Genomic DNA, 22,538 nt, shown 5'->3' on the forward strand with positions numbered 1-22,538 from the left:
AACGATGAAACCAAGCGACAAGCAAATCGCAGCGCATGATTCGAATGTCTTGTTCAATAGACAGAAGGGGAAGAAAATGAAAAAAGACGCCCGCGAATCATTGGCGTCTCCCTAATTCGGCGAAGATCAATTCTAATCAAATGTGTGAAATCGCATGAGCAGCAATTTCACAAAGCCCAGGTATAACCTACACCCCAGCTTTCTCTTGCCATTTTCTCGATTTCTTCCACAATCTCCGTTTCCACCATATACGTATCGCCCTGCTCATAAGGATTATAATGGAATGCATACATGCGGGCGACGAACTGGGCGAATGGAAGAGAGGCTTCACCTTCAAATTCGCCGTGGCCTTTGACACTCGGTTCGATGCCTTGTCCCCAATTCTGTCCGCTGTCATTATTCGGGTTATAGAAGTAAATGCGCCACTCTCCTGACTCGTCCTTGGCAACCCGTTGAATGGACACGGCGTGCAGGCCAAGCAGTTCTCCCGATACGTTGGTGATATAAATGCCGACCGGGTTGGGATAGATCAGCTCATAGCCGTTATTGTAATCGGGATGATGTGTGGCATAGAACAATTTGACAAAGGCCGAGAAATTTACGACAGCCCCAGTAAGCGGGTCAACCAGATTGATAAAGCCCCGTTGAATCCATTCGCCGTAAAAGGCAGGATTAACCCACTTATGTCCATCCTCGAGCCGAAGCAGCGTCCGTTTCATCATCTCATTATAAATTTTGTCAAGATGGGGAACGAGAACTTTAGATACTGGATCCAATTCCTGATGAATTTCCTCGGCTACGCCGCCTTCCAATTGGCTGGAGAAAATGACTTCGCCTTCGAACGTTATGTCGATGTCATTGTCGCGCGCTGCGCGTACGATGTATTCCAGCAGCTGATTCTGCGCATGTTGAGACCATAGGCTGATAGCACGTGCCGATTGGCAGGTCGGATTCAATCCCTGACCGACTCCCAGCGGCTGTCCTAACACGCTGATCGTACCTCCGAGCAGAACGGCGTTTGGACCGATGCCGCTGCGCTTGTGCTCTTCCGAGAGAAGGATTTTGTGGACATCCGGATGAATGTCAATCTCAAAAAGACGCCGCAGAGAGGGAAGCAGTGCATCCTGCGACAGCAGCCCACGATTGAGCATACCTGCAAAACCATATAGGATCTGGCAGGTTTCTGGGGTAACGGCTACCTGAATCATATCGCGAACCAGCTCATGCTGGGTATCCAGAAAGGCGCGTCCGATATCATCCAGGCCGAGCGCTGCGGCAATCAAGTCGTGATTTTTGCGATTCGCATGCCTAATAAATGTTGCATGGTAAGCAGAGACAAGACCGGTAGAATGCATCATTCTCGCAAAAGCTTCGGCTTCCTGCAGCAGTTCTTCCTCGGAAGCTTCACGCAGGAATCGCCCATAGTCGCGAAGATCGGAATGACGTTCGCTAAACGGAGTTGGTGTGCCGGTCGCTTTAACGTAGTGTTCGAGAGAGGAACGAGTGTCGGCGTCGATATCTTCTTCAAGCATCTTTTCCGCAGTTCGAATCATGTTCACAATCCGACCGACCATGATAGGACGCTGGGTCGTCAAGCGGTCGATTTCTTCTACAATTTTGCGTGAAATCGCTTTTAACGACAGTTCGCGACTCAGCAAACGGAACAAGCGGTTGGCCCGTTCCAGGTGTTCGCCCGATTCGATGCGGGCTTCTTCCGTTTCGGCAGGGAACAAGAAATTCAGATTAAGCGCCATCACTTCGTTCAGAAAAGTCCGGGCCTCGTCAGCAGTCACTCCTGGATGTTCATACTCGCCGCGGGCTATCGCCAGCATTCTCAGTTCGCTCATTAGTTCCACAACGGAATTAACGCCTTTGAGCTTGAGCGATCCTCCGACGAAGCCGGGCTGCAGCTTGGAAGCGTCTTCCCAAGGCCCACCGGAGAAAACACCGGCTGCATCGAAGCGTGCAGCATGCGTTTTTAAGAGGTCAAGGCCTTCGTCTGTATGGGCCAGATCAATGGCTCTTTGAAAAACTTCGGTCTGGTAGAGGCTTTTGGCAAAAGGCTTGGCCTGCTCAAGCGTTTGGAGTGCCTGCTCGAATTTGCTTTCAGCGGCTTGGACGGCAGTGTCTGTCAATGCAGCAACCCCCTTTTAAATATAAAAATCGTAATCCTCGTATTGCAGAAGCAGCTCTTTCATTCTTGCGCTGTTGTCTCCGTAGAAAAAGACAGTGCCGTAATGGTTGCCGAAGCCGACACGTTCCGCAACTTTACTCGTTGCCGGAATGAACATGTCGTGCCGGTCGAAATAAGGGTCGTTTTTGAGCTCAGTAGGCACGTTCAGGCGTTGAATCAGACGTACGCGAGGGTACACCATCAAGCTGCCGGCATAGCCTTTCGCATCCTCGACTTCTTTTGGGAAAAACGCTTTCAGCTCTTCCTCGGTCGTATCAGGATCACTGCACAAAATTTGGGCCTGATAAGCGTTAAAGCCGTATGCTTTGCCGATCAGGTCAAAAATGTGGCCCCCCGGGATTCGTGCGGCCACCTCACCAAAATTCAGGGTGCCGTCCGGAGAAATAAAGTACTCGGGATGAATAATGCCGTATTTAATTTCAAACGCGCTGATCAGTTTTTCGATCGCAGCGTGAATTTGGGGTCTCCAGGTTTCGAGTTCTGGCGAAGCAGGAACGAAATTGGAATGGCCCAGATGTACGTATTCCGTAATGTTTAAGAAACGGATTTTTCCATTATGCACGAATACTTCACAGGAAAACTCCTGACCGTCCAGATGGCTCTCAATCAAGCATGGGAAATCTTCGTCCGGAATCAGGTCGATATCGCCTGCTTCCCGAATCAGCCGATGCCCCACAGTGCCCGCTTTGCTGAGCGGCTTGACATGCACAGGATCATTAATGTCGCCGTCCAGCTTAATCAGCGCTTCGTTAACCCGCTTGAGGAAGCGGTGAACGTCGTCGCGATTGTAAGCTTCTTCAAACACGCCGACTTTGATGCCGGCCATTTGCGCTCTGCGCTTCATCAGACCTTTGTCCCGCAAGAGCAGAGAGCGGTTGAAAATACGGGGGTCCTTTTGGAAACGGGCATTTAAGGCTCCAGCCCATTCCACGGTTTCTTCATAGATTGGCACAGCCAGCTTGACGCCTTTCTGCTCCAGCAGTTCGGCCAACTCACCGGACTGTTCGTTCAGACGTTCGAACTGCCAGGCGACAAAAGCAATTTCGTTGCGATCGGCAAATTCCTGGAACTCTGGAGGACCGACTACGAGGAAAGGGCGATCCATGCGATCGGCGGCTTCGATAACAGGCAGGCTCCAACCCAGAAGCGCGGTTATGCCCTGATTTAAGATTGAATCTTCCACGATATGATTCCTCCGTTTCAAAGTTAAAAAATAAAGAAGACCCAATTTAAGATAGACGGTAATTGTAAAGCTGAAACAATTTATGGGAAAAACAATGGGAATATGGTTTCGTTCTCTGATACAAACGTTAAATTAAGAAAAGAGCGACCATCTAATTCCACAGCATATTCACAGTACAGAACAAACACAGCATCGGAGAGGGGTTTATTCATGACATCATGGTTCGACAGATTAGGAGAGTACTTTCCCATTCAAGAAATGAAATCGTTACCGCATATGAAAGCGCTGTTAGCAGATAAGCCGGAACAATACCGGGTAGCGGAAGCCAAGGAATATGTCACGGTTTATTTGGAAAAGGATTCGTTTATTTTCGTCGATTTCATGCTTGTGTCTCCAGGCCAGCGCAGCAGCGGAGTTGGAAGCCGGGTCATCGAAGACATGAAGAGCAAAGGCAAACCGATCGTTTTGGAAGTGGAACCTGAAACGCCCGACGATCCTGACACAGGCAAACGTATCCGTTTCTATGAAAAGCTGGGTTTTAGGCGTGTGGAATCGATCCGTTATGTACGTACGCATGTCGTTACGGGTATGCTGAATATTATGGATGTCTACTGTTGGTCGCCCAAACCGGTCACGGACGAATGGGTTTATGAGCGGATGAAAGAAAGCTATGAGCAGGTACATGCATACCGCTCTGAAGAATATTACGGCAAGTTTCCGCAGCCGGTCGATGAGGTGTTGAGTCTTACACTTCCCTCGCGCCCGACGATTCGTCAAGCCTAATAAAGGGAGGAAGAGTTTGAAAACAACTTGAAGACAAGCGGCAAGGTTCGAAAGAGAAGCTAATGAAAAGCAAAAAGCTGACTGCATCCAATCGGATACAGTCAGCTTTTTGCTTTTGAGAAGGGCTGCAGGCTGCTTCAAAAAGCGCGGCGGAAGAAAACGTTATTCTTGAGCTGCGCCCTGCTTATTTCGCAGCGCCGGCCGACATGTCGAATTCTTCGCGTACGCGTTCCAGCAGCCCTGGTACCGTCAGTGTATCGTAAGCGGTTCCGGCAAGCATTTTGGCTCCGAAAACCATAGCCTCATAAGCGGCTTCCTGCTGAGCTAAGTCACGGAAGCCGATGCTGTGCAGCTCATGGCGTTCATAAACGACTTGGACGTAAGGGTGGATCGCTGGACAACGTGTAGATACATTGCCGACATCGGCGGAACCGCCGTTTTCAGGTTCCTGAATCATTGCCGGTTCCACGCCGGCTTCAATCAGGTTGCGGGTGAACGTATCCGACAGTGTCTCGTTAGTAATCAGCTCATCGTACGAATACTCATAGTTCGATATCTTCACTTCGCAGCCGGTCTGGAGTGCCGCACCTTCGGCGATCCGGCGAACTTTGGACACCAGTTCGTTCGTATACGGCCGATCCGCGGAGCGAATATAGAATTGGGCAGAGGCGTAATCAGGAATAATATTTGCGGCGACTCCGCCGTGGTTGATAATGCCGTGGATTCGGGCATCCGAGCGGGTCTGCTGGCGCTGCGCATTGACTGCGTTGAACAGCTGCAGCACCGCATCCAGCGCGTTGATTCCCGACTCAGGGCTGGCTGCCGCATGCGAAGCTTTGCCGTGAAATTCATACTGAATCGCATCCATTGCCAGAGCGCTGCCCGATTTCTGGAACGCGTAATACGGATGCGCCATCAGCGCAAAATCGCAGTCGTCGAACAAACCGGCGTCGGCCATTGTTACTTTGGCTCCCCGGGTTTCCTCGGCCGGCGTGCCGTAGACCCTCAGCGTTCCTCCAAGTTCCTTCATGATATTTTTAAGACCGATCGCCGCGCCAAGACTCATCGTGCAGATCAGATGATGTCCGCATGCATGGCCGATTTCGGGAAGGGCATCATACTCGCACAGCAGCGCGACGACCGGTCCCGGTTTTTCCGAACGGAATGTTCCGAGAAACGCCGTTTCGATTCCAAGTACAGGAGCGTCTACCTGAAAGCCGTGATCGACGAGCGACTGTCTTAGCCGGGCGGACGCTTTGAACTCCTCGTTGCCAAGCTCGGGATTTTGCGCAATATAGGACGCAATCTCCTTTAATTCCGCGGCATGGAGATCAATCTCCGCAAACATTTGTTGTTTATTATTCATCTATGCAAACGCTCCTTATTGGGTGGACTTAGAGACCAAGTCTATCATGGGGATGAACCCTTTTCAACGCGGGCGCGGGTTCTGATAATGAAATAAGTTTGCAAGAATAAAAAAAGTAGGCGACATTTGTCGTATAATGTTGTATAAATATAAATATTATTTTATAATGACTTGTCTATTTTAATAAGAGTGGAGAGAGGGCATGTTGAGACTTAAAAGGATTATCCCGATGCTGATGGCTCTGTTGATGCTCGCGCTGGCTTTGTATCCGGGCCATGGACACGCGCAGCAGCAGAACGCTTCAAGCACGAGTGAGAAAAAGACCATTACTGTTGGATTAAGTGCGGACTTTGCGCCGTACGAATTTATGATGACGGTCGACGGAAACAGTAAGATCGTCGGTTCCGATGTCATGATCGCAGAAGAAATTGCGAAAGACATGGGCGCGGAACTGGTTATTGAAAATATGTCGTTCGACAGTTTGATTCCGTCGCTGCAGAGCGGCCGGATCGACATGATCATTTCCGGTATGACACCTACCGACGAAAGACGCCAAAATGTAGACTTCTCGGATTTGTATTACATTTCACGCCAGGTCATTCTGACCCGTTCCGAGGATGTTGACAAATATGCAACGATGGATGCTCTCGAAGGTGAACAGATCGGTGTGCAGACAGGATCGATTCAAGAAGAGATCGCGAACGATATTCCAAACGCGCAGGTCACATCGGTCAAAAGTATTTCCGATGTAGTCAGCCTTCTGACTTCCGAGCGGGTCAATGCAGCGGTATTTGAAGGGCCGGTAGCGGAATCACAGGTTAACAACCGCCCAGGGATTGCGATCGCTGAGGCGGCGCCGGAAGACAGCGATACGCCGATGGCGATTGCCGTCCAAAAAGGAAATACGGAGCTGACGGAGCAGATTAATGTCACGCTCGAACGTCTTCGCGCAACCAATGCCGTTGACGAATTTATTCGTCAAGCCAATGAACTGAGTTCGGGCGAAGAAGCGCCGAGCAATATCTTTTCATTCTTCTGGAAATACCGCGGCTTCTATGCGGACGGCGTACAATATACGCTGCTGCTGTCCGCATTGGGCGTATTGTTCGGCTTCCTGATTGGCCTGCTGGTCGCGCTGCTGCGCTTGTCGGGCGTCAAGGTTCTGAAATGGATTGCAGTCACTTACATTGAAGTTCTTCGCGGTACGCCGATGCTGGTGCAGCTGCTGATCATCCACTTTGGTCTGGCCAGTGCATTCGACATCAGATTTACGGTACTGCAGTCAGGGATCATCACCCTGTCGATCAACAGTTCAGCTTATCTGGCGGAAATCTTCCGTGCAGGTATCCAAGGTGTCGATCGCGGACAGATGGAAGCGGCCCGCTCGCTGGGCATGCCGCGCGGCATGGCCATGCGTACCATCATCATTCCGCAGGCGATTAAGAGCGTTCTGCCGGCGATCGGCAACGAGTTTATCGTCATTATCAAAGAATCTTCGATTGTATCGTTTATCGGGGTGGCCGATCTGATGTTCCAGGCCAATGCTGTACGTACACTGACCTATTCCGGTCTGTATCCGCTTGTGATCGCAGCCGTCATCTACCTCATTATGACGCTCATTCTGTCCAAGCTGCTGAATGTATTCGAACGGAGGTTGAGCGCCGGTGATAACCGTTAAAAATTTGCAAAAATCGTTTGGCAAAAATCAAGTCCTGCGCGGGATTGATGCCGAAATCAAAAAAGGCGAAGTCGTCGTTGTAATCGGGCCGAGCGGCTCGGGCAAAAGTACGTTTCTGCGCTGTCTGAATCGGCTTGAAGACGTAACGGGAGGAGAGATCCTGTTCGAAGGACAGCCGATTACCGACAAGAAGCACAACATCGACAAGACGCGCGAGAAAATGGGCATGGTATTCCAGCAGTTCAATCTGTTCCCGCATAAGACCGTACTGGAAAACATTACGCTCGCCCCGATCCGCCTGCTCGGATTGTCCAAATCCGAGGCCGAGAAGCGTGCCGAGTCTCTGCTGCAGTCTGTCGGCCTGTCCGACAAAAAGAATGCTTACCCGGCCCAATTGTCCGGAGGACAGAAGCAGCGGATCGCCATCGTACGTGCGCTGGCTATGCAGCCGCATGTGATGCTGTTCGACGAACCTACTTCGGCGCTTGATCCGGAAATGGTCGGAGAAGTACTGGACGTCATGAAGAAACTCGCCGAAGACGGTATGACGATGGTCATCGTCACACACGAGATGGGCTTCGCCCGCGAAGTCGGCGACCGGATCATCTTCATGGACGGTGGAGTGATCGTTGAGGAAGGTACGCCGGAAGAAGTGTTCAGCGCACCGAAAAATGTGCGGACGCAGGATTTCTTAAGTAAAGTCCTTGTATAAAATCAATTCCGAACTGATTAACGTGAGTTGAAAAGTGAAGGTGAGTTAAAAAGTTTTAAAGGTTGCTGCAGCGGCTGCTTTCCGGTTAATTACCGGGATGCGGCCGCTTTTTTAATTCCACCGCACTTTTTCTAAGATTCTACAGCACTTCACCAAGGTTTTGCGCCCCGATACCTTGTCTTTTATTTCGATAATTCCCGGACTTGGATCGAACGAAAAAAAGAGTATAATAGAAACCGCATGTGGTTACTTAAATATAGATTGTTGGGAAACGGAAGGAGAATGAGAAATGACCGATTTGTTTTCTAGATTTGAATATAAGGGGCTTGAGCTCCCGAACCGGATCGTAATGCCTCCGATGTGCCAATATTCGGTAGATGCCGAGGATGGAATTCCAAATGAATGGCACGATGTGCATTATATCAGCCGTGCAGTTGGAGGGACCGGATTTATTATCGCCGAAATGTCCGGCATTCATCCAGATGGTCGAATTACGAACCGCGACACGGGAATCTGGAGCGACGACATGATTCCGGCTTGGAAAAAAATCGTGGACGGCATTCACCGTTATGGTGCGAAAGCGGCTATTCAGCTTGGACATGCGGGGCGCAAAGCGGAAGACGCGCAGCCTCCGGTTGCTCCTTCTGCAATTGCGTTCGACGAGAATTACCGGACGCCTAGAGCGCTGACAACGGAAGAAGTCAAGGAAATGGTACAGCTGTATGCCGATGCGGCCCGCCGAGCTATTCAGGCCGGATTCGATACGGTCGAAATCCATGGCGCACACGGTTATTTGATTCACCAGTTCCATTCGCCGCTGACCAACAAGCGTGATGACGAGTACGGCCGTGATCTTGCCCTGTTCGGCGAAGAAGTCACCCGTGCCGTTCGTGCGGAAGTACCCGCTGAAATGCCGGTACTGATTCGTGTCTCGGCTGCTGAATATGTCGACGGAGGTTACGGTGTCGAAGATATTATGGAGACCTGCCGCCGTTACCGTGATGCAGGAGCGGACATCTTCCATATCTCCTCCGGAGGAGAAGGTCCAATCGGCGCCGGCGGAGCTCCGGGCGTCGGTCCCGGCTACCAGGTAGGCCTGGCCGAGAAAATCCGGCAAGCGCTGAATGTACCGGTTATCGCTGTTGGTATGCTGGATGAATTCGAGGATGCACAGCGCGTCGTTACGGAAGGTCGTGCGGATCTTGTCGCGGTCGGCCGCGGTATGCTGCGAGATCCGTACTGGGCTGTACATGCTTCCCGCGAGCTGAACGGCGAGCTTGAAGTGCCCGAGCAGTATCAACGTGGTTATCGCAAGTCGAAGTAAATTAAATGTTTCTTATAGATCCGTATTTCGCAGCGTCATGCCGTGGAATACGGATTTTTCGCTCCAAATTCACATCATTCATCGTGCGATTCATTGCGTGTTTTGTATCATAGCCAGTCACTCATTATCAAGGCACGATGGAAAAGATGTACATAGTTCGGCAATTTGGCGAGGATATGATGACGAATTACCGCCTTTAACAAAAATATTTTTCGAAAATAAGACAAGGAATGGAACCGAATTTGTTCTTCTCCGTAAAAGAAAGGGTAATGGTTCAAAACACTAATTGAAGAACACTTTCAAGGAGGCAAACAGAATGTCCGTTTTTAAAAGATTGAGAGACCTTACGCTGTCCAACGTTTACGCTATGATTGAGAAGGCAGAGGATCCGATTAAGCTGACGGATCAATACATTCGTGATATGCAGGAAGACCTTGCCGACGCAGAGAAGGCGGTTGCCGCTCAGATCGCGATCGAGAAGAAATTCAAGCAGCTCTACGAGGAACAGCAGGAGCTGGTGAACCGTCGTACGGAGCAGGCTCATATGGCTGCCCAAGCTCAGAATGTCGATCTGGCCCGCCGCGCTCTCGAAGAGAAGAACGCCGCTGAACAGAAGATGACCGAGTACAAGAACAGCTTCGATCAGAACAAGGCAGCTGCCGATAATCTTCGCGGCAAGCTGGAAGAAATGCGCAAGCAGCTGAACGAAATGAAGAACAAGCGCGACACGCTGGTTGCCCGTTACAGCGCAGCCAAAGCTCAGACGGAGATCAACAAGACGATGTCCGGCTTCAACTCCGACAGTGCGACTTCCGGTCTGAAGCGTATGGAAGAGAAGATGCTCAACATGGAAGCACGTGCCGAAGCGAGCAACGAGATGTCCAGCAAAGGCAAATCGCTTGACGATGAGTTTGCGGAGCTGGGCAAGAACAGCGCCGTGGACAGCGAGCTGGCTGCACTCATGCAGCAGTACGAGAAGAAAGAATAAGTTATTCCGAATAAAGGCTTGAAGCGCCGGTAAGGCGAACGGAGCCAGGCGAAGGGGAACGCGTGTACGCGGCGGCTCCCTTCGCTTTTTCATGGTTTGGAGGACTTCAATATTTATCAGGAAAAGTCCGATACATAATGGGTGCGTAAGGGAGGTCGGAAAGTGGAATTTTCAGATTTGGCAAGATTGGCAGTATGGACGCTTTCCGGAGCAGTTCTGCTGACCCTGTTAATGCTCATTGACTCACTGTTTACGAAGTACAAAGATTTCGAAGAACTCAAAAAAGGAAATCTTGCTGTAACGATTCGTCTGGTCATGAAGATTTTTGCTCAGGGCTTTATTCTGGCTTATGTGCTGGAAGGCTCGCTGAGCATTGTCAACGCCTGGATCGTTTCCTTTATTTCCTTTATCATTCTGCTTGTCTTGGAACGGGCGGTAGAGTTTATGCTGCGCAGGTGGATCGGTCTTAACCTCGATGAAGGGACAGAGCGAGGCAACATCGCCCATGGTCTGTTCGCCGGCACGCTGCACGTGGTTGGAGCTTTGATCATTACGTCCGCTCTGTCGATCTGATTCACCTAATACGATAGCTATACGGCAAGCGAAATATCATTGTATACAAAAAGGAGAAGTGCACACTGTGCCGCTTCTCCTTTTTGCTGATCTATTCTTCATTTCCACGTCGTTCAATCGCTTCAGACATCGTTTTATCGGTCAGATGAGCATAAATCTCGGTCGTTTCGGTAGAAGCATGGCCCAGCTGCTCTTTAGTTTTATAGATATCATTCTGAAGATAATAATCCGTTGCAAATGAATGGCGCAGTTTGTGGACAGTCAGATACGGTTTGCCAAAACGCTTCGCGTATTTGATAATCATGGCTTGAATAGCGCGTTTGGTCATCCGTTTGCCTTCTTTTTGTCCGTTTGGAACGGCGAGAAAGAGAGCTTTTTCCCGTTTGGGTGCGGCGTATTCGGTATCGCGCAGCGCCAGATAACGTTCCAGATTGAGACGAGCCTGATCGCGGTAGTAGACAGGTGTTTTAAAAGTCTCGTCGTTATTGCCTTTGCGCATCACATGCAGCAGCTTGTTGCCAAGATCGAGATCGTTCATATTCAAATTAATGACTTCCGATACACGCAGGCCGGAATTGAGAATAAGGCTGGCGATACAGGCGTCGCGTTCTTTATTTTTGGCGTGGGCGTACAGCGCCTGCTTGTTATTGGCAACATCGGCTGCATAACCTTCGCGGATATAATCGATAAACGAGGTCAATTCTTCTTCTTCCAAAATTTTTCCTTTCAGCTTGGCAGCCGTATCTTTCGGTTTGTTTGTCCGTTTGATTTCGATCTTTGCCATTACGTTGCGCTTGAGAAGCGGATAAAAATGCTCGTCTTCGGCAATTTGGCTTAAATAATGAAACATTGAACGCAGCGCCGACAGCTTCCGGGTGACAGTGGTCCGCGAGTTGGTGCCTTCGGTGCGTGTCGTCAGGTACAGGCGATAAGCCGTAATGTTTTCCATTCGCAGCGATTCCAACTCTTCAAGCGTTACATCTTTGAGAGCGGGAGCGGCAGACAAGCCTTCGGCACGAATCCAATTGAAAAAAGACTCGTAATCCCGGACATATTCCAGCAGCGTGGACGGAGAAAGATCCGGGAGTTTGTAGTCGATAAACTGCTGAACGTACCAGGGCATTTCTGGCAGCTTCTCACCCAGACGTGCGCGATCGATCGTTTTCTGAATACTCATGGCGGTTCCTCTTTTCGCAGATGGTGAACGGTTGTTCCGGAACAGTCCGGCTTCTGTTTTCAGTGTACCACAGGTTGGAGCTTGCCAGACATCCGAGCGTTGGGGCATTCACCGGAGAAGTTGCCGAACAGCCGCAGTGTCGGTTACGATAAAGAGAGAAGGATAGGCATTACTCCGGGAAAAGGAGCCAAAAGAATGGAACCGAATGTAGAATTGGAACTTGTGCCGGAGATGCGGCGGACAGTGATCGAAAATCTGCTTCAACTCTATTTGTACGATTTTACGCGCTATCTGGACATTGCAGCGGATGAGAACGGACGTTTTCCGGATTATCCTGATTTAGGTGAGTTTTGGAGTAGGCCGGAAGAGAAATTCCCGTTCCTGATTCGTTCAAATGGCGAAGTCGCAGGATTGGCTCTCGTAGAGCGCAGCGATGAGGGAGGAAAGAAGCCTTCCTACTATATGGTTGAGTTTTTTGTTCTGCAAAAATTTCGGCGTCGCGGCGTGGGTCGGCGTGCAGCAGTCATGCTTTTCGATCGCTTCCGTGGACGTTGGAAGGTAACACAGCTTCAAAATAACGAGCCTGCACAGCGATTTTGGCGGCAGATTATCGGCATATACACAGGAGGAGCTTATAAGGAGCGATGCCACCCTTTTCAAGGCCATCCAAGCCAGTATTTCGAAAGTTGAAAGGATCTACAGAAAAAGAATTGAAGAATGCGCTTTCTTTTTCGTTAGAGCTGGGTAAATGGACAGTGGGCGTATAGACTTGATCGCCGCGAATAGGAGGGAACAAAATGGAGAAAAGAAGCTACGGCAGTACCGGTATGGAGGTAAGCGTCTTGGGTTTCGGCGGTTCCGAGATCGGCAGAGGAGTATCGCAGGCCGAGGTGGACAAACTGCTGGGAAGCGCGATCGACGAAGGGCTTAATATCATCGACACGGCCGAATGCTACGGAGACAGCGAGGAACTGATCGGCAAAGCGATCTCCCACCGGCGCGATGACTTTTATCTGTTCACCAAATGCGGTCATGCTGCAGGAGTCGACGGACCTGACTGGGATCCGCGCACGCTGGCAGAAACGATTGACCGCAGCCTGAAGCGGCTTAAGGTAGATCATGTGGACATGATCCACCTGCATAGCTGCTCCGAAGAGGTGCTGCGTCAGGGAGCGGTTATTGAAGTGCTGCAGCGGGCCAAGCAGGACGGTAAGACACGCTTTATCGGCTACAGCGGTGATACGACAGATGCCTTGTACGCAATTCGTACAGACGTATTCGACAGTCTGGAAACGTCATTGAATGTGGCCGACCAGGAGGCGATTGAGCTAACACTGCCGGAGGCGATCAAGCGCAATATGGGTGTGACGATCAAACGGCCAATTGCCAACGCTGCATGGTTGTTTGATACGGTAGAGCCGGACGATTATGCTTATGTGTACTGGAATCGACTGCGCGATTTGAATTTTGGCTTTCAGTCCGAAGAAAATTCGATTGGTACAGCGCTGCGGTTCACCTTGTCGACACCGGGTGTTCATACCGCTATCGTGGGCACGAAGAAGCCTGATCGCTGGCACGAGAATGCCAAGCTGCTGGAAGAAGGACCACTTGACCGAGAGCGTTATGAAGAAATCCGGCGCCGCTGGCAGGAGATTGCCCCTGCCGATTGGACCGGACGTACTTGATAAAAAGTTCATAAAGCAGTTCGTAAAAAAGCCCTTGTTTCCGCTGAAGCGGAAGCAGGGGCTTTTCGATATTTTAATATTAGACAGATGCATCATTGAAAGCCGAACTTTCTACCGACTTACAAATACAACTGTGAACGCATTTTGAACCAATCGAATACATGTGTTGCCAATACTTTAAGCACTGCATAACCAGGCACGGCAAGAAGAATTCCGATAACGCCGAACAGATTGCCTGCCGTCAGTATAACGAAGATGATGGTAATCGGATGAATCTTAAGCGACTTACCCATAATCTGCGGGGAAATGAATTTCCCTTCGATCAGCTGGACGACTGTCCAGACGATAACCATTTTAAGCAGCATGATTGGCGAAGTAACGGCAGCGACAATAATGGCGGGTGTAATGGCAATTGCCGGTCCCAGATACGGGACGATAGCTGTACAAGCGGCGACAATGGCCAAAACAAGCGAGTATTCAAGTCCGATAATCAGATAGCCGATATACAGCAGCACACCAATACACATGCTGACAATAATCTGTCCGCGAATATAAGAGCTGATCTGATGATTCGTTTCCTGCAGTACGGTGAGTGTGCCCGGACGCAGTTTGGTCGGAATAAAACTGAGAATATAATTCGGCAGTCTGCGTCCGTCTTTCAGCAGATAGAAGAGAATAAATGGCAGGGTAACGATAGCCAGTACCAGATCTTTGACAACACCGATAACACCGCCTATTCCCGACCAAGTCTGAGTCAGAATCATAGTGGCACGTTCGGAGATTGAGCTGACAAGTTCCTGTGTATTCAAGCTGGTCGCAACTTGGAACTGGGCAACGAGATCACTGCCGATCCACTTTTCGAATTCCGTTTGAATAGTTTGACTGTAAGCCGGAAAGTTCTGGAAAAATCCGAGCAGCTGCTCGCGAATGACCGGTATAATCATCGTGATTACTGTAACCAAGATTCCGATAATGACAAGGTATAAAAAGAGAATAGTATGTACACGTTTAACTTTTTTGCGTTCCATGAAATTGACGATAGGATTAAGGAGATAGTAGACGACTCCAGTTAAAACGATCGGAAGTACAATCGTCTTGAGAAGCACCCAGAGCGGATTGAAGATGAACGATATTTTGGAGAAGACCAAAACATTTACGCCGACAAGCAGCGCGATAAACAGGAAGAGCACAAACTTGTTATTCAAAAATATGCGTCGAAATCGCCCTGACCAAGACCTTGGTTGAATCATTTTGCACTTCTCCATTCTTTACATAATCTTCGATAAGACCTTTGAGTTCAAGCATACAAAATGAGCCGAATGTACGCAAGTTGGCTTCCAGAAGATTGGAGCGTACAAGCGAGCAGAACGATCTCATTTTGACTCTTCTTATAGGTATTCCAAAAGCCTGTTATGCTCTACGTTTGTTTTGGTTGATTGGTTTCTTTTTATACAAATTAAGTTTTATCATTACATGAAAAATTCACAATAGAAAAACGAAAAATCGCTCGAAAAAGGTACCAAAAGAAAAAGAGTGCTCTAAAGCTGCCGACAAGCATTGACGACAATCCCAGAAAATCTGATAATCAAACATTAGCGTCTCTATTCATTTTCTTATAAGAAAGGAAGCTGTAGATTTTATGTCCAATTCTGTTTTTTCAAAAATGCCGATCGGCCGTGCGCAGCGGCTGAAATTCGTACTGATTCTTGGTGCGCTCTCGGCATTCGGTCCCCTGTCGATCGACATGTATCTGCCTGCACTGCCTACGCTTGCGGAAAATCTCGAAACGACGGCTTCCCTTGCTCAACTCAGCCTGACGGCGTGTTTGCTAGGGCTTGCTCTGGGACAGCTTATTGCGGGTCCTCTAAGCGACATTCAGGGCCGCCGGAAGCCACTGATTATCGCGCTTGTCCTCTACACGCTGGCGTCGCTGGCCTGTGCTTTCGCGCCGTCAATTTCGGTATTTATCGTGCTGCGGCTTATTCAAGGAGCGGCTGGGGCAGCGGGAATCGTGATTTCTCGTGCGGTTGTTCGCGATCTCTTTTCCGGAACGGAACTGACCAAGTTCTTCACCATGCTGATGCTGGTTAACGGTTTGGCTCCGATTCTGGCTCCGATCTTTGGAGGAGTCATTCTGGAATATGTATCCTGGCGCGGCGTATTTTCTGTATTATGCGCGATCGGTGCCTTGATGCTGCTTGCTGTCGTGCTTGCGCTGCCAGAAACGCTGGAGAAGGAGCGCCGCTCTTCAGGAGGTCTGGGAGAGACGCTGGGTACTTTCGGTCAGCTGCTTCGTAATCGTGCTTTTGTTGGGTATGCTTTTTCGCAGGCTTTTGTAATGGCAGGGATGTTCGCTTACATTGCCGGTTCTCCGTTTGTCATTCAGGATATGTTTGGCATCTCACCGCAGGGCTACAGCTTGTTTTTCGCTATTAACGGACTCGGAATTGTGCTTTTCTCGCAAATTACCGGACGTTTGGTTCACCGAATGGGCGAAAACCGGCTTCTGGTTACCGGCCTGCTGATTGCGTTCTGCGCAGGCATCTCATTGACTGCGGTAAGCTGGTTTGGCGGAGGGCTATGGGCAATCGCGCCGCTGCTGTTCCTGATTGTAGCAAGCGTCGGGATGGTTGCTTCAACAACGACTGCGTTAGCGATGCAGAGTCAAGAGTCCCGTACAGCGGGCAGTGCCTCAGCACTGATCGGTCTGCTGCCGCTGCTGCTCGGTGCGGCGGCCAGTCCGCTTGTCGGCCTTGGTGGCGGTGGGACGGCATTCCCAATGGGACTTGTAATCGGCTGCGCCGAGCTGCTGGCACTCAGTTCTTATCTGCTGCTGGTTCTTCCGGCACGGAATTTTGCGCGCAAACAACCTTTGAATAAAGCGTGAACTTATTGTATGATGGTGTTCGCGAATGTAGAAAGGTTTTTTATACGACATTCCCTGGTAATTGAATTTTATTTTCTAGGCAAGGGGACAACTGACAATGAATCCAAAAGCTCTTCATTATAGAATGCCTGCCGAGTGGGCGCCGCATGAGCGGACCATGCTCTCTTGGCCGATCCAATCCTCGATGGTATATCCGGACAATTACGAGGAAGTATGCGGAGGCTATGCTGAACTGGTCAAAGCTATCGCCGAGTTTGAACCGGTTACCCTGGTGGTGAATCCGGAGGATGTAGACCGGCTGCAGCCGATTTTTGAAGGACATTCAGTCGATCTGTTGGCTATTGCGCACAACGATGCTTGGCTGCGCGACAACGGACCGACAATCGTTGTAAACGAGCAGGGAGAGCGTGCAGGAATCAACTGGGGCTTCAATGCTTGGGGTGGTAAATACTCACCTTGGGACTTGGACGATGCAGTAGCGCCGGCTGTGCTGAAGCATCTGGGGCTGCGTCAATTTGATGCGCCGCTTGTACTTGAAGGTGGATCGATCCATGTAGATGGCGAAGGCACCATGCTGACAACCGAGGAATGCCTGCTGAACGAGAACCGCAATCCTTCGATGAGCCGTGAAGAGATCGAAGAACACGTCAAGAACTTCACCAACGTTGAAAAAATCATCTGGTTGAACCGCGGACTTGCCGGCGATGAGACGGATGGACATGTTGACAATATTGCATGTTTCGCCGCACCGGGCAAAGTCATTATTCAAGTATGCGATGATCCTGCGGACGACAATTATGCTATCACACAGGAGAATCTGCGTATTTTGGAGGAAGCTGTCGATGCCAAAGGACGGAAGCTTGAGATCATTAAGATTCAGCAGCCTCCGTTTGCGGATTATGAAGGCAGCCGTTTGACGCTCAGCTATCTCAACTTCTACTTCGTTAATGGAGGCATCATTCTGCCGGTGTTCGGCGGAGCAGCGGCTGAGACTGACCGTCTGGCCGAAGAAGTGCTGCAGCGTACATTCCCGGACTACCGTATTCGCACGATCGACGGCATGGCTGTTATTCGTGAAGGCGGCAACGTCCACTGCACAACCCAGCAGATTCCTACAGGAATCTAAACGCAATAGATGATAAGAAGTGTTCCAAAGATCGAGACGCAAGTCCGTTAACGGGTAAAACAATGAAGAAACAATCATTAAGCATGAATAGAAATTTAGATGAATACCGAGAGGAGCTGGAACTTTACCCATGAGAAAAGTAAAAGTAGCTGCCACACAGATGAGCTGCACTTGGGATATCGATGATAACATTCGCAAAGCCGAAGCATTGGTGCGCAAAGCGGCAGCCGAAGGCGCACAGGTCATTCTGCTGCAAGAATTGTTTGAGACTCCTTATTTCTGTCAGAAAGAAAAAGCGGAATACTATCAATATGCAACGGAGCTTGAAAGCAACAAAGCGATCCATCATTTCAAGCAGATTGCCAAGGAATTGGAAGTCGTACTGCCGATCAGTTTTTATGAAAAGAAAAACTATGCCCGTTATAACGCACTCGCCATGATCGACGCGGACGGCGAAGTGTTGGGTACGTACCGTAAGAGTCATATTCCGGACGGACCGGGCTATGAAGAGAAGTTTTACTTCAATCCGGGGGATACCGGCTTCAAAGTCTGGAATACTCGTTATGGCAAGATCGGTGTAGGCATCTGCTGGGACCAGTGGTATCCGGAAGCGGCTCGCGCTATGGCCTTGATGGGCGCGGAAATCCTGCTGTATCCGACCGCAATCGGTTCCGAGCCGCAGGACAGTACGATCGATTCCAAAGATCATTGGCAGGCGTGCATGCTCGGTCATGCAGGTTCCAATCTGATTCCGGTCATTGCCTCCAACCGGATTGGCCCGGAAGAAGACGAAGACTCCAAGATCAACTTCTATGGATCTTCCTTTATTGCAGGACCGCGCGGCAGCAAGATTGTCGAAGCGAGCCGAGACCGCGAAGAAGTACTGACCGCCGAATTCGATCTCGATCAGCTTGAAATCGATCGAATTGAATGGGGAGTATTCCGCGATCGCAGACCGGAACTTTACGGCGTGTTGGCCACCTACGATGGCGAACGGAAGATTCAGCAGTAACTTTTCCAACTCCAAACAAGCCTATCCCTGACAGGGATAGGCTTGTTTTTATTTCTATTCTTTTCCGCGGCTTTTATCTCAGTTTGTTCCAGTAAGCCGATGAGTTTGCATACCTGTCGAACCAACGGCATATCTTAATTTCTCACTGTTCTGCGCGAGAATCGTCGCGTTCTTCTTCCGTCATTTCAGGCAAATAAAGTGTAAAGGAACTGCCCTGACCTTCCGCACTCACCAGAGTCATACATCCGCCAAGCAGGCGAGCGAATTCCCGACAAATTGAAAGGCCTAAGCCCGTGCCGCCATACATACGCTCGGTGCTGCCATCGGCCTGCCGGAAAGACTCGAAAATAATTTCGCGTTTGTCTTCCGCGATGCCAATACCTGTGTCGTGAATCGTGATAGCAATAGCTGGCTTTCCCTTTTGGGCTCCCAAAGCGGAACAAGGGATGTCGCCCGCATCCAGCGCTTCCAGCTTACAAGATACTTTACCTTTCGAAGTGAATTTAAAAGCGTTAGACAGCAGATTCTTGACGATCTGTTGAAGCCTCTTACTGTCGGTATAGAAAAATTCCGGTACATTCTCGGCGACCGAGATTTCGAATTCAAGATTTTTCTGATTGGCCAGTGCTTCGAAGCCGTAATGAAGCAGTTCAGGAAAATCATGCAGTGAGAAAAGTTCGCGATTGATATCAAGCATGCCGGCTTCGACCTTGGACAAATCCAGTACATCGTTAACGATGTCGAGCAAATCCTGACCTGATCGGTGAATAATCTCGGCATAAGATCTACCTTCGGACTCAAGATCTTCGGGATTTTCGGCAATGAGTTGGGAAAGGATCAGAATACTGTTAAGCGGCGTCCGCAGCTCATGAGACATGTTTGCCAAAAATTCAGATTTGTACTGCGACGACTGCCGCAGCTCTTCGGCTGTCGACTCCAGCTCCGTCTGCGCTTCAATGAGTTCTTTTCGACTTTGTTCGGCTTGAACATACTGCTGTTTGAGCCGGACGTTGACAGAACGAAGTTCTTCCTGTTGACTCTGCAATTCTTGTGTCAGAGTCTGGGATTCCTGCAGCAGCCGTTCCACCTCGGCTCTTCCGTATACACTTTGCAGGGCAATGCCAAGTGTCGATCGAAGCTGTTCAATTAGCTGACGGTGAAGCAGGGTAAAGGGCTCGAGAGAAGCAAGTTCAATGACTGCTTCAACCCGATCTTCAGCTTCAATAGGTACAACCCAAATTTGGCTGGGGCGAAAAGCTCCGCTTCCCGCACGCATAGTTCCTGTATAATCATCGGGTACGTCGATAAGAATTTCCCGACCGTCCAATGCAGCCTGTCCGATCAGTCCTTCGCCGATCGGGAACTCTGCGGCTGTATTGTTCGGTCCGCCGTCTGCATAAGCAGCGATGCGAACGAAACGCGTTTGTCCGTCCTTTTTCTCTCGAATATAGAAGAGTCCTGAAGAAGCGTGTACGGCGGGGGCGACAACCGAAAGGAACATACGTGCAAGTGTATCCGGACCGGAGACCTGTTGATACAACAAAGCCAGCTCATTAAGTCGGGTCTGCAGCCAGTTATTGTCTTCAATACGCTGATTAAACTCCCGTACTCGCTGATTATGACCTTCAAGAGCATCGATCATGTGGTTATATCCACGTGCAATATTACCGATTTCGTCCTCGGTAGTCACTTCAAGCCGGGGCATGCGTTCAACCGCACTGGGATCAAAGCGATCCATGACATCTGTAATCCGCCGTAGACTGCGTCCAGTTCCGCGAATAACCCAAAGGGCAGAAGCAACACCAATCAAAATAATAGCAAGGGCAGACATGGCACTTACGACCAAGATGTGTCCAAAGCGCTGATCAGCCTCTTTCTGTGCACGGAGCATTTTCTCTTCCTGCATAGCCGTATATTCGCTCAGATTTCGGAGTAGATTGGTTCGTATATCTTGCGCTTCCTCTACATAGAGAGCAGCTGCAGTATCCGGATCATTTTGTTCCAGTGCGCTGTTAATTTGTCCGACAACATTCATGTAACGATCAAGACCCTGCTGAATCGAACCAAGCAAACTGCCGTTGGAATCGTGGCCAATATGAAGCTGCATATAAGAGAGATGATTGTAGGCATTCTGGCTTCGTCTATCAATCTGCGATTCATGCCTAATAGCCTGCTGAGGGTCGCTCTCGTTAATTAAATAACCGACCTCACTGTCAAGGTAGGAGAAATTATTGCGAAATGCCGCTGAACGACTGACTTTATCATAACGTTCGTCCACGATTTCCGACAAATTTTGACGGACCCCATCAAGCATGAAGGCCAGCACAAAAAGCAGAATCATAAGAGCGAATAAAATAAATCCGAAGCCGAGCAGCTGTTTTTTTCGGTAGCTCATCATTGGGCTTCCTGCTTTCTCATTCGATTTGGATTGGCTCCTACAGCTTGTTTACCTTAATGGGAAGAAATTGAAGCAACAAGGAAGGAGGGGACAAGGCTTTAGGAAGCTTTGAAATGGAGGGAAGATATACAAGAGATTTTGAATTTGTTATAATATTCACAAACACAGTTTTATTTATACTAAATAGCGAAAGGAGGTGAATCCTTTGCTTGAGCTGCTCGATTTGCAGGACCTGCTTCCTTATTTGTTCTCCGTCAGCTTATTGCTTGTTCTGCGTTATTTTTATTTGTTGTTTTTGTATGGTGATCTGCACATCACATGGCTCAAAAACGACAATTACGATTACAGCTGTGCTTTTCATTTGATTCCTGCGCCTCACGGCTGCGAATCGCCTTCAAGTTTCTGTCGACTGGTCCGTCGCCGTGAAGCTCCCGATGAAGACAGCAGCGACTGCTGCTCCTCGTGTCATGACGTTTATTCATACAAACGAGGAGGAGCATTATGCAGGCAAAAGGATTCACTTTCAATTCGAAAAGAAAGAAGCTTTTCGCTTTAACGGTCTTGCTCGGAATGATGGCTCTGCTGTCGGGCTGCGGTTTGCAAAGCGGCGAGATTACTAGGGCCTGTACGCAAACTTCAAGAATATGATCAAATCTGTTAAATTAAAGATATGAGACGACGATACGATTTAACCGATGAGGAATGGAATGCCATCGAATCTTTCTTGCCACCGACTCGAAAAACTCAGGGAGGACGTCCACCTAAAGACCGAAGACACCGACTGAATGCCGTTCTTTGGGTCGCTCGTACCGGAGCAGCTTGGCGAGATTTACCGGATTATTATGGGCCTTGGTCTTCGGCTTATAGTTTCTTTTGGCGATTGCAGAAATCGGGAACGTGGGACAAAATCTTGGAACATGTCGCGATTGAACCGGACTTCGAACAAATGATGCTCGATACGACGATTGTGCGCGTTCACCAGCATGGAACAGGCGCAAAAGGGGGCAGCACAAGCAAGCGATCGGAAGATCAAGAGGCGGATTGACAACCAAAATCCATGCAGTCGTCGATGCGCTGGGCAATCCGCTCAAGTTCGAACTGACGCCTGGACAAGCTCATGACTCGGTCAAAGGATACGAAATGCTATCTCAGTTCGACCTGTCAAACCGTGAGGTTTTAGCCGATCGAGCTTACGATACCGATGCGATTCGAACTCTTTTAAGGGAACAAAATGCAGTCGCTGTAATTCCCAGCAAGAAGAATCGCCGAGTGCAGCACGTCTATGACCGTACGGTATATAAAGAACGTCATCTGGTCGAATGCTTTTTCAACAAAATGAAAAACTACCGACGCCTGGCCACTCGTTACGACAAGACAGCGAGCATGTTCAAGGCTTTTTTGGCTTTGATTTCGATTCGAATCTGGCTTAAATAGGTTTGCGTACACGCCCTA

17 protein-coding genes and 1 pseudogene are annotated in these 22,538 nt (G+C 49.5%); 12 read left to right on the top strand and 6 right to left on the bottom strand.

The genetic code is table 11. The features are described from left to right. Window positions 1–167 precede the first annotated feature (167 nt). Together F456_RS0114035 and F456_RS0114040 are read right to left on the bottom strand one after the other, a co-directional pair. Window positions 168–2,135: a hypothetical protein gene (locus F456_RS0114035; RefSeq protein ID WP_018977681.1), complete on the bottom strand. Its 1,968-nt coding sequence runs from the start codon at window positions 2,133–2,135 to the stop codon at window positions 168–170. 15 nt (window positions 2,136–2,150) lie between these two features. Further along, complete coding sequence (locus F456_RS0114040; RefSeq protein ID WP_018977682.1) at window positions 2,151–3,377, bottom strand: ATP-grasp domain-containing protein; 1,227 nt, start codon at window positions 3,375–3,377, stop codon at window positions 2,151–2,153. Window positions 3,378–3,587: 210 nt separating this feature from the next. Between F456_RS0114040 and F456_RS0114045 the strand changes: the two genes are divergently transcribed. Further along, the gene (locus F456_RS0114045; RefSeq protein ID WP_026293889.1) at window positions 3,588–4,160 is read left to right on the top strand and encodes a GNAT family N-acetyltransferase; all 573 of its coding nucleotides are present in this window, start codon (window positions 3,588–3,590) and stop codon (window positions 4,158–4,160) included. Window positions 4,161–4,344: 184 nt separating this feature from the next. Here F456_RS0114045 and F456_RS0114050 read toward each other — a convergent pair whose 3' ends face one another. Then, window positions 4,345–5,526, bottom strand: a complete 1,182-nt coding sequence (locus F456_RS0114050; RefSeq protein ID WP_018977684.1) for a M20 family metallopeptidase — start codon at window positions 5,524–5,526, stop codon at window positions 4,345–4,347. A gap of 202 nt (window positions 5,527–5,728) precedes the next feature. Here F456_RS0114050 and F456_RS0114055 point away from each other — a divergent pair, with 202 nt between their 5' ends. The 5 genes from F456_RS0114055 (at window position 5,729) to F456_RS0114075 (ending at window position 10,801) form a co-directional block, all read left to right on the top strand. Beyond that, window positions 5,729–7,204 (top strand): ABC transporter substrate-binding protein/permease, encoded by a 1,476-nt coding sequence (locus F456_RS0114055; protein WP_018977685.1) that lies wholly within the window; start codon window positions 5,729–5,731, stop codon window positions 7,202–7,204. After that, complete coding sequence (locus F456_RS0114060) at window positions 7,191–7,916, top strand: amino acid ABC transporter ATP-binding protein (protein ID WP_018977686.1); 726 nt, start codon at window positions 7,191–7,193, stop codon at window positions 7,914–7,916. The genes F456_RS0114055 and F456_RS0114060 overlap by 14 nt, the downstream gene beginning before the upstream one ends. 289 nt (window positions 7,917–8,205) lie before the next feature. Continuing rightward, window positions 8,206–9,240, top strand: coding sequence for an NADH:flavin oxidoreductase/NADH oxidase (locus tag F456_RS0114065; RefSeq protein WP_018977687.1), 1,035 nt, complete (start codon window positions 8,206–8,208; stop codon window positions 9,238–9,240). A 316-nt stretch (window positions 9,241–9,556) separates the two neighbouring features. Further along, window positions 9,557–10,228 (top strand): PspA/IM30 family protein, encoded by a 672-nt coding sequence (locus tag F456_RS0114070; RefSeq protein WP_018977688.1) that lies wholly within the window; start codon window positions 9,557–9,559, stop codon window positions 10,226–10,228. 162 nt (window positions 10,229–10,390) lie between these two features. Further along, window positions 10,391–10,801, top strand: a complete 411-nt coding sequence (locus tag F456_RS0114075; protein ID WP_018977689.1) for a DUF350 domain-containing protein — start codon at window positions 10,391–10,393, stop codon at window positions 10,799–10,801. 91 nt (window positions 10,802–10,892) lie between these two features. Here the strand turns inward: F456_RS0114075 and xerS are convergent, their stop codons facing one another. Beyond that, the gene (xerS, locus tag F456_RS0114080) at window positions 10,893–11,978 is read right to left on the bottom strand and encodes a tyrosine recombinase XerS (RefSeq protein ID WP_018977690.1); all 1,086 of its coding nucleotides are present in this window, start codon (window positions 11,976–11,978) and stop codon (window positions 10,893–10,895) included. A gap of 195 nt (window positions 11,979–12,173) precedes the next feature. Between xerS and F456_RS0114085 the strand changes: the two genes are divergently transcribed. Both F456_RS0114085 and F456_RS0114090 read left to right on the top strand, forming a co-directional pair. Further along, complete coding sequence (locus tag F456_RS0114085; RefSeq protein WP_018977691.1) at window positions 12,174–12,668, top strand: GNAT family N-acetyltransferase; 495 nt, start codon at window positions 12,174–12,176, stop codon at window positions 12,666–12,668. 107 nt (window positions 12,669–12,775) lie between these two features. Further along, window positions 12,776–13,663 carry an aldo/keto reductase gene (locus F456_RS0114090; protein WP_018977692.1) on the top strand — a complete coding sequence of 296 codons (888 nt, stop codon included), beginning with the start codon at window positions 12,776–12,778 and terminating at the stop codon, window positions 13,661–13,663. Window positions 13,664–13,782: 119 nt separating this feature from the next. Here the strand turns inward: F456_RS0114090 and F456_RS0114095 are convergent, their stop codons facing one another. Further along, window positions 13,783–14,913 carry an AI-2E family transporter gene (locus F456_RS0114095; RefSeq protein ID WP_026293891.1) on the bottom strand — a complete coding sequence of 377 codons (1,131 nt, stop codon included), beginning with the start codon at window positions 14,911–14,913 and terminating at the stop codon, window positions 13,783–13,785. 389 nt (window positions 14,914–15,302) lie between these two features. On the opposite strand from F456_RS0114095, the gene F456_RS0114100 reads away from it, so the two are divergent. The 3 genes from F456_RS0114100 to aguB all read left to right on the top strand — a co-directional run bounded on the left by F456_RS0114100 (window position 15,303) and on the right by aguB (window position 18,688). Continuing rightward, window positions 15,303–16,550, top strand: coding sequence for a Bcr/CflA family multidrug efflux MFS transporter (locus F456_RS0114100; RefSeq protein WP_018977695.1), 1,248 nt, complete (start codon window positions 15,303–15,305; stop codon window positions 16,548–16,550). A gap of 97 nt (window positions 16,551–16,647) precedes the next feature. Continuing rightward, window positions 16,648–17,676: an agmatine deiminase family protein gene (locus F456_RS0114105; RefSeq protein ID WP_018977696.1), complete on the top strand. Its 1,029-nt coding sequence runs from the start codon at window positions 16,648–16,650 to the stop codon at window positions 17,674–17,676. Between the two features lie 130 nt (window positions 17,677–17,806). Beyond that, window positions 17,807–18,688, top strand: a complete 882-nt coding sequence (aguB, locus tag F456_RS0114110; RefSeq protein WP_018977697.1) for an N-carbamoylputrescine amidase — start codon at window positions 17,807–17,809, stop codon at window positions 18,686–18,688. A 142-nt stretch (window positions 18,689–18,830) separates the two neighbouring features. On the opposite strand, the gene F456_RS22610 is transcribed toward aguB, so the two are convergent. After that, the gene (locus tag F456_RS22610) at window positions 18,831–21,086 is read right to left on the bottom strand and encodes an ATP-binding protein (protein ID WP_083923685.1); all 2,256 of its coding nucleotides are present in this window, start codon (window positions 21,084–21,086) and stop codon (window positions 18,831–18,833) included. A gap of 670 nt (window positions 21,087–21,756) precedes the next feature. Here F456_RS22610 and F456_RS24840 point away from each other — a divergent pair. After that, window positions 21,757–22,520 (top strand): annotated as a pseudogene (locus F456_RS24840) (IS5 family transposase). The last annotated feature ends 18 nt before the right edge of the window (window positions 22,521–22,538 follow it).

Origin of the sequence: Saccharibacillus kuerlensis DSM 22868 (assembly GCF_000378145.1) — a bacterium.
Classification (GTDB): domain Bacteria; phylum Bacillota; class Bacilli; order Paenibacillales; family Paenibacillaceae; genus Saccharibacillus; species Saccharibacillus kuerlensis.